General features: G+C 24.1%; 11 protein-coding genes. 2 read left to right on the top strand and 9 right to left on the bottom strand.

Annotation, left to right across the window (positions count from 1 at the left end; all coding sequences use genetic code 11):
- Positions 1 to 203: 203 nt before the first annotated feature.
- The 4 genes from KQY27_RS06980 to nikR form a co-directional block, all read right to left on the bottom strand.
- Complete coding sequence (locus KQY27_RS06980) at positions 204 to 1388, bottom strand: ATP-grasp domain-containing protein (RefSeq protein ID WP_224425853.1); 1185 nt, start codon at positions 1386 to 1388, stop codon at positions 204 to 206.
- A 14-nt stretch (positions 1389 to 1402) separates the two neighbouring features.
- The gene (gene hycI / locus KQY27_RS06975) at positions 1403 to 1837 is read right to left on the bottom strand and encodes a hydrogenase maturation peptidase HycI (RefSeq protein ID WP_342765750.1); all 435 of its coding nucleotides are present in this window, start codon (positions 1835 to 1837) and stop codon (positions 1403 to 1405) included.
- A gap of 256 nt (positions 1838 to 2093) precedes the next feature.
- On the bottom strand, positions 2094 to 2981 hold the full coding sequence (locus KQY27_RS06970) for a methyltransferase domain-containing protein (protein WP_224425852.1): 888 nt from the start codon (positions 2979 to 2981) through the stop codon (positions 2094 to 2096).
- Between the two features lie 271 nt (positions 2982 to 3252).
- Positions 3253 to 3672 carry a nickel-responsive transcriptional regulator NikR gene (gene nikR / locus KQY27_RS06965; protein ID WP_224425851.1) on the bottom strand — a complete coding sequence of 140 codons (420 nt, stop codon included), beginning with the start codon at positions 3670 to 3672 and terminating at the stop codon, positions 3253 to 3255.
- 1200 nt (positions 3673 to 4872) lie between these two features.
- Here nikR and KQY27_RS06960 point away from each other — a divergent pair.
- Positions 4873 to 5280: a CBS domain-containing protein gene (locus tag KQY27_RS06960; RefSeq protein ID WP_224425850.1), complete on the top strand. Its 408-nt coding sequence runs from the start codon at positions 4873 to 4875 to the stop codon at positions 5278 to 5280.
- A gap of 144 nt (positions 5281 to 5424) precedes the next feature.
- Entirely contained in the window at positions 5425 to 5892 is a 468-nt protein-coding gene (locus tag KQY27_RS06955; protein ID WP_224425849.1) for a hypothetical protein, read from the top strand.
- Positions 5893 to 6041: 149 nt separating this feature from the next.
- On the opposite strand, the gene KQY27_RS06950 is transcribed toward KQY27_RS06955, so the two are convergent.
- The 5 genes from KQY27_RS06950 to KQY27_RS06930 form a co-directional block, all read right to left on the bottom strand.
- A complete protein-coding gene (locus KQY27_RS06950) occupies positions 6042 to 7613 on the bottom strand; it encodes a phenylalanine--tRNA ligase subunit alpha (RefSeq protein WP_224425848.1) in 1572 nt (523 codons plus the stop codon).
- A gap of 265 nt (positions 7614 to 7878) precedes the next feature.
- The gene (locus tag KQY27_RS06945) at positions 7879 to 8787 is read right to left on the bottom strand and encodes a triphosphoribosyl-dephospho-CoA synthase (protein WP_224425939.1); all 909 of its coding nucleotides are present in this window, start codon (positions 8785 to 8787) and stop codon (positions 7879 to 7881) included.
- A gap of 68 nt (positions 8788 to 8855) precedes the next feature.
- The gene (hemB, locus tag KQY27_RS06940) at positions 8856 to 9911 is read right to left on the bottom strand and encodes a porphobilinogen synthase (protein ID WP_224425847.1); all 1056 of its coding nucleotides are present in this window, start codon (positions 9909 to 9911) and stop codon (positions 8856 to 8858) included.
- A 381-nt stretch (positions 9912 to 10292) separates the two neighbouring features.
- Positions 10293 to 11009 carry an endonuclease III domain-containing protein gene (locus KQY27_RS06935; RefSeq protein ID WP_224425846.1) on the bottom strand — a complete coding sequence of 239 codons (717 nt, stop codon included), beginning with the start codon at positions 11007 to 11009 and terminating at the stop codon, positions 10293 to 10295.
- 44 nt (positions 11010 to 11053) lie between these two features.
- The gene (locus KQY27_RS06930; protein WP_224425845.1) at positions 11054 to 12619 is read right to left on the bottom strand and encodes an MBL fold metallo-hydrolase; all 1566 of its coding nucleotides are present in this window, start codon (positions 12617 to 12619) and stop codon (positions 11054 to 11056) included.
- Positions 12620 to 12775 lie beyond the last annotated feature (156 nt).

Raw genomic sequence — 12775 nt, 5'->3', positions numbered from 1 at the left:
AATAAAAAAGGATTTAATAAAAAGGATTAGATAAAATAATAAAAAATAAATAAAAAATAAATAAAAATGAATAAAAATGAATAATAAATAGATAATAAAAATAAAATCAATTAATAAAATAAATAATTAATAAATAAAATCAATTGATAAAGTAAATAAATAAAATAATAATTAAGAATAAAAATAAATTTAATTAAAAATACTTATGATTTATCTAAATTAAAATCATCCAACTTATTTCCAAGAAGATATCTAGCTAATTCTAATGTTTTTTCTTTAGATTCACCACTAATTGTAATACGTTCATAATTTTTAGGACCATGAACCACCCAAGAATTCTTAGTAAACTTTTTTTGAGGATCTTCTTTTTTAGGACCTGAATAATTCATTATAGGTATTTCTAATGCAAAATAATCTTTTATTTCATTTTCAACAGTTTTAATATCAAAGTTACCCTGTACCATATCAATTAATTTTGTTAATGGATGAATTCCAGAAGCAGCTGCAGTTAAATATCGTGTTCCACTAGGACGTGAATTAACTTCTAATGCATATAATTTTTTATCTTTTTTTGAAAATATAAAATCAATATCAATAGTTCCTTCTGATTTTAAAGATTTAGCTATATTATAAGCTATATTTCTAACCATTTCATTATTTAACCCTTCAATTTCAGCTGGAGCAGATCTAACTTTATTTAAAGGATGAATCCCTTCAAAAGTTGTTTCACCTTTATAAACAGGAACAAGAGGTAAATATTCTCCTTTAAACCCTAAAACTTCAATAGAAATCTCACTACCTTCAATAAATTCTTCACAAAGGACTTCATCATGATAATTCATATAATCATTAGCTTCACTAGAATTTTCAGCTATAAATATATCTCTACCACCTTGACCACTTCTTTGTTTTAAAACAACAGGATATTCAAAATCAATATTATCAAAAGAAGAAATATTAGAAATATTAGAATTATCAATATTAATAAGTTTATCAGGCTCAGAAGAGATTACTTGAAATTTAGCTGTATCAATACAAAATTCATTGAAAAATTCTTTGGTCTTTATTTTATCAGAAGTAATAGAAATTGAAAAAGTATTAGAAGCTATAAAAGGAATGTTTAAGTCCTTTTCAACTTTTTGTTTAGCTATAGCTACATCCATCAAAGGATCATCAATACCAATAAGAGGAATAATCCCTTTAACAGATTTTTCTTTAGCTATTTTTAAAGGTGCATCCATTCCTCTTGGAACAATAAATTTAAAATCTGCACAGTCTAAATTAGGAGAATTAGGATTAGATTCAGTTAATACACTTTCAATATTATTTTCTTTTAAATAAAAGTCCACATCATCAAATAATCTAGCTCCAATAAATAAAATTTTCATAATATCACAAAACATTATAATACAGAAATAATCATGTCTTTAACAGATTCTAAACTTTTTAAAACTTCTTTTGATAAGTCATCCCCTAAATCCATAGTTAAAGGTTCAATACCAATAAACAAAAACTTAAAATCCATATCATTTTCTAAATATTTAATTAAAAACGATAAAGACATGGAATGTGTTGAAGTATTAATATTAGCTATATTTTCTTTATTTACAAATTTAATAGTTCCAGGATTACTACCCATTAAAGCCGCATCAATTATCAAAATATGACTAGGATTTTCTCTTTTAATCAAACCTGTGAAATTTTCAGGTGCAGAACCACCATTAATAAGAGTTACTTTTTCATTATTTAAATTATTATTTTGATCAGAATCAAGACTATTAATTATAAAAGGACCTAAAGCATCATCACCACGAAGCTCATTTCCAATTCCTAATATAATTAACTTTTCATAATCTTTTATAAAATCATCAAATTCAGATTCTAATGAAATAATATCACCAGTATTAAAATCAATTATTACACTAATTTAACACTATTTAATATAGATTTCATGATATTTAAAAGTAATATATTTAAAAATAATATAATTAAAAAATATAAATAAAAAATATAACTAAAAGATAATATAACTAAAAATAATATAATTAAAAGTAATATAATACTTTATATTAACATTGAATAATAAAAAATATCTAAATTATATTAGTCTTTATTGTTTCTACTCCTCCACCCATAATATATTCTAATTCAACTGAAATTTTTTTACAATTTATTTTTTTTTGAATATTGATTGGAATAAAAAGAGGAGGATTAAACATAGGAGTTGGACCACATATAATATTTTCATTAATCTTTGTAAATGTAGTTATTTTAATACCATTAAAAATATTATCTAAACAGATATTATCTAGACATATATCCCCTAGATATAGATCTTCAATATTAAAAGTAATTATTGTTTTGAATTTTTCTTCAATCTCATCTAAAAAGTCAAATTCAGAAAATTTAACAGCTTTCCCTAAAACTTTATATTTAGGTTTTTTTCCATGAAATTCTTCATCTTCATAATGAATATAATCTCTTTCCATAGAAATAGGTTCAGCTATATTGATTACTCCTTGAGGAATAATTTTCCCATTATCATTTAGATATTTTTTAACATTTTTAATTGCTAAAACTTCTTCTTCATCTATTAAAGCAGTATCTAACATTTCACATATAATTAAATCTGCAGACTCATTAAAATCAAAAGTTAGAGCATCTTCATTAATAAAAGTAACATTTTCAATTCCAAATTCTTTAAAAGATTTTTTTGCACAATCAATAATTTTAGAATCAATGTCAATAGCTATTATAGAATCAAAATACTCTGAAAGAAAATAAGAAAGAATTCCTGAACCACAGCCAATATCAAATGCTGTTTTTAAATTAATTGGATGTAAAGCATTATTTTTGCTATCTTTAATAGCTATATCATTTTTATTATCATTAAAAAAATCAACAATTCCTTCATAAAAAGCAGATATACGATCTTTATCTTTGATAAGGTTAGAGTGATAAGGAGTTACATAAAAATTCATAGAACCACATTAATAATCATATTAATAGGAATTAAACTTAATTTAAAGAGATATCATCCCTAAAAATAACTAAATATACTAAAATTAAAACAACTAAATTAAATACAATAAACTAACATGATTAAATTAAATTGAATTAAATAACAAAATAAACTAGCATAAAATAATAATGAATAATATAAAAAATGAAAAATATAAAAAATAGAAAAAATCAAACTCCAACTAATAAAAATATAAAATATTAATTAGTTAAAATTTGATAATGATTTACTTAATCTGGGTCGAAAGCTTCACCATTAGCTGTACTGGTGAGTTTTACGTGATCGACACCTTTAAGTCTCATCATTTTTTCAGTTAATTCTCTTATACTATTGACATCTCCATTTACAACAATAACTTCCATACAATATTTAGAAGTCATATGGATGTGCATACTGGTATTAATTTCATCCCTATAATCATGCTGGATTTCAGCTAAATTTTCCATGACCCCAGTATAATAATGGTCATAGATTACAGTTATAACACCAATTCTTTGACCTTCCATCTCATTCATCCATTGATAACGGACAATATAATCTTTTAAAGCGTCTCTAATACCTTTAGAACGAGATTGGTACCCTCTGTCTTTTAAAACATCATCAAAATCAGCGAGCAATTTTTTTGGTAGAGACATACTTATTCTCATCATTTCAAAACCTTCCTAAATTATTTTTTATATTTACATTATATGTAAATTATAACATTACACCTTAATATTTTTTATATTTCATAGATAATTTTTATAGATATTTTACAATATTCTCTAGAAAAAACATGTAGTTAATATTTAATTTTATTTAATAATATAAATTAGAGCATAGTTAAATAATAAGATTTATTATCTAAACTCTAAAATCATTTAATATAAATACATATTAAGTATTTGTATAATATCCATTCTTTAAAATAACTACAAACATAGACTAGTATTAATCAAAGCAAATATCAACTAAAACACCCTTTAAATTGATATCAATGTACTAAAATTTCATTATATATCTTTATAAAGCAATAATTCATAAGCCAAGATATCTGAAATTTATCAATGTAAGATTTAGTAAGCTACTAGTCACTAATTTAATTAAAAATTCTATTTATAAAAATTGATTTTTAAGAAATATTTCGATTTAGTACAATATATTATAGTAGTACTTAATAATATATAAATATTATCCTAAGATTTTTATTTTAGTTATTAAATATAATAAAAATACAAATCGTTGAATTTTTCTTATGAATACGAATAAAAAAGTAATACAGAAAAAAATAAATAATTGAAGATAAATTAGAAGTTTTAGTAAAATCAAATTAAAAAAAATAATTTATAGAAAAAAATATCTAAAAATAGCCAATTTATTTTTTACAAATTCACAAAATTAATATGTTTTTATTAAAACAATTCTTATAATAATAGACAAAACGAATTATTGATTAAAATTGTGAAATGGTTAAGAAATAATAAGATTAAGTTAGTATATTTATGTAATTGATATATCAATTATTAATCAATTAAGTATTATTATAATCAATATTATTATTAATAATAATATCATTATTATAGATTTTAATGATAGATTAAATTATAGATTATAATTATTATAATTTAGTTCTAATTATTAAAATAAAAACTAAAAATAAAAAAATAAAAAATTAGATATATTATAAAGATTAAATAATATATTAGATATTATAATATAACCAAATAAAATGAGCATAATACAAAAAAGTTCTATTCAAAAATAAACATAATAGGAATAGTTAAATAAAATCTCGGAAAGAATAATTTAATTAATTCACAAATAAAAACTAGACATGAATTCTAGATAAATAATAGAAATAAGGTGGAAATATGAAAATCAAAGATGTTATGAATCAACAAGTTATATCTATATCTGAAAATACAACTCCCATAGAAGCATTTGAAAAAATGTATAAAAATGGAGTCAGGAGACTCTTTGTCTTAGATCGAGAAGGAACTCCTAAAGGCGTAGTTTCTTATAGTGACCTTATTGGTGTTTTGAATCAGTTAAGTGATTTTGATAAAGAAAACAATAAAACAATGATATCTGATATTATGACAACTAACATTGTAACGGTTAATGCCCAAGAAGAAATAAAAAATGCAGCTAATTTAATGTTAAGGGCAGATATCTCTGGACTTCTAGCTTTAGATGCCAGAAAACCTGTAGGAGTTATTACTAAAACTGATATTTGTAGATTAGTAGCGGCAGGTTTGCTCATTCCAAAAAAAGAATAAAATACAATTAATAAGAGAATACTTAATCGATTTTATTAAATATATTATTAATGATTCTCAATTAATAAATAAGATATAATAAATTAAATAATAAATAATATATGAATTGAAATCAAATGAAAACTAAATATTTAGGAAAATTATATGATAACAATTACTAAAAAAGAAGAAATCGTATTTAATCAAATTAAGATATTCAACTTAGAATATGAAGAAGGTATCCCTGAAAACATAATTAAGATAGAACTCGGAATCTACGAACATGAGTTAAAAGAGATTTTAAAAGAATTAGCTAGTAAAAATCTTATAACATATTCTAATAAAAAAGTAAAATTAGCTGATTTTGAAAAGGATATTACAGCTGTTGATTCAAGACAAGAAGTTATAATGGCTGATTTAGATGTTAAAGAAAAAAAATCTCTTGAAATTATAGAAAATTTAGTAGATGAAGATAAAACAGTCCCCAAATATCTTCTTGAAGGAAATCTTTTGTATGGAGATTTAAAACTGAGTAATTTTAGAATGTACCATATAATACTATCCCTTGAAAACAAAGGAGTAATAAAACCTATTAATAAAATAGATGGAGAATATTATTTATTAATAGAATAAAATTTACTTAATTTTATTATTTTAAAAATTATAAAAAATTATAAAATATTATAAAATATTATAAAAAATATAAAAAATTAAATCATGAAAAATATCATGAAAAAATAATATTTTTAATATTTGATTAAAATTTTAATTAAATATTAAGTTTAATCTAATTTTATCCCGTTCTCAATTGGAAGTTCTCTTAGCCATTTGATATCACTTTTATAAAGCATTCTAATATCACTAATATCATAACGAATCATAGCTAGTCTTTCAATTCCAAGACCAAAAGCAAGTACTGGAACATCAATTCCCAAAGGTTTTAAAACTTCTGGTCTAAACATTCCAGAACCTCCCAGTTCTATCCAACTCTCTTTTTCTTCAAGATAAACTTCACATTCAGTTGATAGATATGTATATGGGAAATAAGCTGGTCTAAATCGAACCTCAAAACCAAGTTTTTTATAAAATTCTTTTAAAGTTCCAAGAAGATTTTGATAGCTAATATCCTTAGCTGCAACAATACCTTCTACTTGATGAAACTCAGGAAGATGTTTGTAAGTTATTGTTTCTCTTCTAAATACTCTTCCAACAGAAAACATCTTTATAGGAGGTTCATTTTCTTCCAAACATCTTGTAGAAATTCCAGTAGTGTGAGTTCGAAGAACTGCTTGTTTTGCAACTTCTTTAGACCATTTATAATTCCAGCCTTCTGATCCAGTATTTCCTCCAGTTTCATGAGTTTTAGCTACACTATCAACTAACTCTTGATCAGGAAGATGACAATCCTGAGGATTTTTAACATAGAAAGTATCTTGCATTTCACGAGCTGCATGATCTTGTGGTTGGAAAAGTGAATCAAAATTCCAAAATGCAGACTCTAAAATAGAACCATTGCTTTCTGAAAATCCAAGATTGAGAAATATTTCCCTTATTTCTTCAATGATTCTTCTAAGAGGATGCCCTTTTCCTGGAAAAATCTCTGGATATTCAGCATTAATATCATAAGGACGATATTTTAAGTTTTTCCATTCTCCTGTTTTAAGTTGTTCTGATGTAAGTTGAGTAGCTTCTTCTTGAATAGAAAATCCTTTTTTCAATATTTTTTCTCCTTTATCAAGAATTTTAAAGCTATGAGTTGTTTTTTTATCGGTTTCAATAAGATTTTTTCTTTCATTTAACTGTTTTAATCCAGAAATTAAATCTTCATCAAGATCAGTTACTAAAATTAGAAAATTTTCATTATTTTGATTATTTTCATTATTTAATAGTTTTTCCAACAAAATCTCATCATTGCCTTTTTTATCCTTAAAATCCTCTCCAAAATCAGTGATTTTAATAGTTCCTTTATCAATTTTTCCCCATTTTTTACGAACTAACCAACCAATAACAATTTTAATTTCATGATTTTCAATCCCAGTAGATTTAGCTAAATCTTTCATAGCTATTTCTTTTTCTTGACTAAGAACATTTAAAACTCTTCTTTCAGGAAGCCCAATTTCAGCATATTTTTTACCAACATCGGTTAATTTAATGGATTCAGTTACAGTTTTATCTACTTCAATAATATCTTTAGAAGCAAGTGATCCTGCTGCACTCATAACTGATTTAATATCCATGGAATTATTTCTAGCTATATTTTCAGGAGTATAATTTTCATTTTCCTCAAGAGATTTTAATAGCTTTTTTTCATAAATATGTAGCTCATTAATGACTTTGATAATGTTTTCACTCATTTAAACACCGAAAATAATCAAATGATATAGAAATATGATATATGAATGTGTTAATATAATAATTATAATATTTTTGTTATTTTATTATTTTTATATATTATTTTTATAAAATTTTAAGATTTTTTATTAATTTTATTAATAAATATTAGTTAAATAACATTAATTAATATGTTTTTATAATATAAATATTATTAGTATTAATATTTTTAAAATATATAATAATTCAAAATAGAAATAAGAAAAAGAAATAAGAAAAAATCAAATACTATAAATAATCAACTAAATAGCTAACCATTATAGAAGAAGCAGTTAAATCAGCAGTAGTTCCAGGGTTTAATTTATTTTCAAATAAATAATCATCAAATTCAGATAATTTTTTATTAAATTTATCAATATCATTATCAAGATCTAGAGAATTTAAAACTTCCATAGCTAAAATAGATACTTCTTTTGCTTTTTCATCTCCATATTTTCTTGATATAAGTGTATCTGGAATTTGTGATAAAATTGTTAGAAATGTGATAACAGTAGCTAAATTAATTGAATATTCATTTTTTATCTTTGAAAATATTGGGTATCCAATATCAAATGTAGTTGGCAATTTAGTAGTCAATTCCATAGCTAAACTATCCCAAGAAGAAGAGATATTCAAAACATCAAATATACTCAAATTATTTTCAATAAGTTCTTTAGTAGCTTCTTCGTTTGTTACACTAAATTCTTCTTGATCACCCATTCCACCAGCATCAGCTAGAGCAATAGCTTCATAAAAAGCTACAGTATCAATTACAGAAGAATTAAGAATAATTTTATGAATATTTTCCCTCAATTCATTAATATTAGAGCTAATAGCTGCAGACATAGCTATTGGAGTAAGTAACATTATAATTCCCAAGTTAGTATTGTTAGCTACCCATTTATCAGTTTCTTTAACTGATTGTAGAATAAATTTACCTAAATTTGCTTCTTTAAAAGATATTGAATTGTTAATTTCAGATGCATGTGTAGCAGCTTCTCTTATTGTATCTCCAATTACAATTCCACTAATAATAAAATCTTCAAAGACCATATCATGAAAATCACGAGTTCTGTGAACATTTCCAGGTTTTGGATAACCACTTACTTCAAGGGCAGATGATATTTGAGCTATTTTAGCTATTAAATAAGGATTCATTTTATCAGAATTCATTTTAAAAATTCCCCATAACAATTTCTTTATATAATAAAAAGAAAGTTATGAATTTAAAGTATATCTAAAAGATAAGGAGCAAAATGAGTTAAAATTAAATCAGCTCCAGCTCTTTTAATAGAAAGTACACTTTCAAGAATAGCATCTTCTGTTAGATAACCTGCATCTATTCCAGCTTTAATCATAGAATACTCTCCACTTACATTATAAGCAGCTATTGGAAGATCAAAGTTATCTTTTAAAGATTTAATGATATCTAAATAAGCAAGTGCAGGTTTAACCATTAATATATCAGAACCTTCTATTACATCAAGATCAGATTCTCTAATAGCTTCACGAGCATTAGCTGGATCCATTTGATAAGTTTTTCTATCACCCATAGATGGAGCTGATGATACAGCATCTCTAAAAGGAGTATAAAATGAAGAAGCATATTTGGCTGAATAAGACATAACTAGTGTATTTCCAAAACCATATTTTTCTAAAATTTCTCTAATAGCACCGACTCTACCATCCATCATATCTGAAGGAGCTACAATATCCGCACCTGCTCTTGCATGAGATAAAGCTACTCTAGCTAAATATTTAAGGGTTTCGTCATTTAAAATTTTGTATCTATTTTTTTTAGGAAGTATTGGATCCATAGTAATATTTAAATCATTCTCAGATTCATCAGTTTTCACATCATCGTTTCCATCATGAAAAATTCCACAATGCCCATGAGAAGTATATTGACACAAACAAACATCGGTTATGACTACTAAATTAGTTTCTTTTTTAAATCGTTTAATTGTTCTTTGAACTATTCCATCCTTTGCAAAAGCAGGAGAACCAATTTCATCTTTAGTAGCCTCTAATGGAATTCCAAAAATTATAATAGATTTTAAACCTTTTTCTTCTAGTTTTTTTCCATATTTAACAGCATCATCAATAGAATATCTATATTCTCCAGGCATAGATAGTATTTCTTCTTTTTTTCCATCTTCAAGCCCTTCTTTAACAAAGATAGGATATATCAAATCTTCTTTATTCAATTTTGTTTCTCTAAAAATATCTCTAATTTCTGGAGATCTTCGAAGACGTCTCATTCTAGTAATTGGAAAATTCATTTCTTCACCTTAATTAAATCTTTAATGTGTTTATAAAATATAAAGGCATTTAATCAATAAATTAATATTTTTAAATAATTTTTATATAATTTTATATAAGTTAATATTTATTTAATAAAATAATTTCTGTTTAATAAATTAATATTTTTATATAAATTAATATTTATTTAATAATTTATTTAATAAATCGATTTCTGTTTAATAAAATAATATCTATTTAATAAACTGATATCTGTTTAATATAATTATAAATATATAATTTAATATTATTATTTTAATGAATTTTAGTTATTTTTACTTATTAATATTTTATTATTATAGAGCAAATATGTGGAGTAAATATATGGAGTAAATTAATATGAGGTAAATATATAGTGTAAATTATATCTTAAATTCAATAAGTATTTTATCATTTACTCCAAAAGGTTTTTTTGAATAATATCTTTTAGCATGTTCAACAATCAATGCATGATATTCTTGAAACATATTTACATTACCTTTAAAATTAGCTTCAAATAAATTCTTTACCGACATATAGCTATCCTTCTCAGTAATATATCCAAGATAAGTAAAAATTCTTTTAGTATAAGCATCAACTTTGAATTGCTTTTCTTTATGAGCAAAAAGAAGAATAGAATCTGCAGTTTCATTGCCTATTCCTTTAACATTTAAAAGAGTTTTTCTTGAAGGCACTTCATTTCCAATACTTATATAAAATTCAGAAATATTTTTAAGATAATTAGCTTTTTGATTTACAAATCCTGCACATCTAATAGCATCTTTAAATTCATTTTCATTATTATTTGCAAAATTTAAAAGAGATTCTGGAGTAAATTCAATTAAATTATTTAAATTATTTAATGCTTGTTCTACTGAAGGCCAAGCAGTATTTTGAGTAAGAATAGAACCAAAAATAACCTCAAATTTTTGATGAATGTTTTTGGGAAAATCATAGTCCTCAGGATGATAACCATTTACAGATCCACTTTTTGTAGGATTTACTCCTTCATGATCCAAAAAAGGCCACCAACCTTGATAAGAATAAGTTTCAAGGAGTTTTTCATAAATAAAATTTAGATTATTTCCAATATTAATCATATAATCACATATAATCGCATATAATAGCTGAATTAAAAATATCATTAAAATTTAGACTTTAATGAGATTTCTGGATGAATAATATCAATCCCCTCATCAAGTAAAACATCGAAGGCTTCAGTATGTTCAGTATGAATAGGATATACTTTTTCAGGATTTATGTTTCTAATCATTTCCAATATTTCATTTCCACTTGCATGACCAGATACATGGAGAGGATGATATGGAAGAAGATTAAAATGATCTAACCAATTTTTAACTTTTCTAAAATCAATTTCCATTTCTTCATTAAATGGTTCTGTCATTGAATGAATATATAATCCATTTTCAGGTTTTATATCGATTAATTCTTTAAGTTCAAAGAAATCACATCTAAATATATACTTAGAAGGTTCTTCAATAAGATCTTTGTAATTGATAACATTATTATCATCTTCTAAAAATTCCCTTTCCCATATATCATATTCTTTTATTACTTCTTCATCATTAGAATCTAAAATTTTCCAATCTCCATCAAAACAAACATAATGTTCACCAGAAATCAACCCTTGTTTTTTACGAGGAAAATAAACAGTTATATTTGGATCTTTTAAATTAGGATACTTGTCTTTTTCTATTCCTTCATCATTTTCAAGTAAAACTAACATATACGCTTGTTTAGAATTAATAGCTAAAATTCTATCAGTATTTTTTGCAACATTGTAAAATGTGATTAATCTATCTAAATCTCTAATCGGATAATTAACAATAGCTAATCCTTTATGGTCTTTGATTAAATTAGTAGCTTTAGTTTCAATATCTTCTTCAGTTCCTTTACTTGTTTCATTGATTCTAGTTCCTTCACAAAGCATTATAGTAGGATTAAATTTCTGAGCTTCTTCTACAAATTTATCACTATAATTCTTATTTCTACCATGAAAACGAATATCTCCAGTATAAATAATAGCTTCATTATTATTTTCCAAAAAATAAGCAGAAGATCCCGGAAGAGAATGATCAACTGGAATTGAAGTAACTTTAAATCCATTGATTTCAAATGGAGAATAAGGATCTACAGTTACAATATTTCTTTCAACTTTACATTCTTTTCCCGTAAGTTTTTTATAGCCTTCTCCTCGTTTTTTAGGAACATAATGAAAACTCTTTTTAAGATTCATTATTTCTGTAAATGAACCCTTTCCAGTTTCTTCTAAAACCTGTAATATAATTTCAGATTCTTTTCTCATGAAAATAGGAATATCTTCTCTAAGGTGATGAATATATGCACAGTGATCCATGTGAGCATGAGATAAAAGAACTCCATCAACACTAGGTTGTTCATAGCTATTAATTCCACAGTGTTTTAAATAGTCTTCTCTATAAATCCCTTTAATTTTAGGAAGTAAACCAAGCTCAACAAAGTCCATTATTCCATTAAGTTTACGAGGTTGGAGAAATTCAGAAAAATAATTTCCTGCTTGTGAAAAACTCATACCAAAGTCTAAAAACAAGGAAGAAATATCATCTTGTAGAATAGATGAATTATTAGAAGATTCATTATTATTTAAATTGTCTATAAGAATCTTATTTCCACCGATTTCATTTACTCCACCATAAAAATTTAATGTCAATTTATCACCTTTTATAATAAGTATCCTATATTAAGTATCCTATATTAAATAGATATATTCATAGTTATTTCTGGATTTTCTGCCTATATAATTTTTGTTTTTCTTACAGTTTCATTAAAATGTTTTAAAAAATATTATCAATTTCTAAATCAGTTT

The organism is Methanobrevibacter sp. TMH8, assembly GCF_020148105.1.
In the GTDB taxonomy this organism is placed as follows: Archaea; Methanobacteriota; Methanobacteria; order Methanobacteriales; family Methanobacteriaceae; genus Methanobinarius.
This window is presented reverse-complemented; position numbering and strand designations above follow the sequence as displayed.

Bases quoted from the DNA above. Each gene is read 5' to 3' on its own strand.
- KQY27_RS06945 (WP_224425939.1), bottom strand. From the start codon at position 8,787: ATGAATCCTTATTTAATAGCTAAAATAGCTCAAATATCATCTGCCCTT.
- KQY27_RS06960 (WP_224425850.1), top strand. From the start codon at position 4,873: ATGAAAATCAAAGATGTTATGAATCAACAAGTTATATCTATATCTGAA.
- KQY27_RS06935 (WP_224425846.1), bottom strand. From the start codon at position 11,009: ATGATTAATATTGGAAATAATCTAAATTTTATTTATGAAAAACTCCTT.
- KQY27_RS06970 (WP_224425852.1), bottom strand. From the start codon at position 2,981: ATGAATTTTTATGTAACTCCTTATCACTCTAACCTTATCAAAGATAAA.
- nikR (WP_224425851.1), bottom strand. From the start codon at position 3,672: ATGATGAGAATAAGTATGTCTCTACCAAAAAAATTGCTCGCTGATTTT.
- KQY27_RS06950 (WP_224425848.1), bottom strand. From the start codon at position 7,613: ATGAGTGAAAACATTATCAAAGTCATTAATGAGCTACATATTTATGAA.
- KQY27_RS06955 (WP_224425849.1), top strand. From the start codon at position 5,425: ATGATAACAATTACTAAAAAAGAAGAAATCGTATTTAATCAAATTAAG.
- KQY27_RS06980 (WP_224425853.1), bottom strand. From the start codon at position 1,388: ATGAAAATTTTATTTATTGGAGCTAGATTATTTGATGATGTGGACTTT.
- hemB (WP_224425847.1), bottom strand. From the start codon at position 9,911: ATGAATTTTCCAATTACTAGAATGAGACGTCTTCGAAGATCTCCAGAA.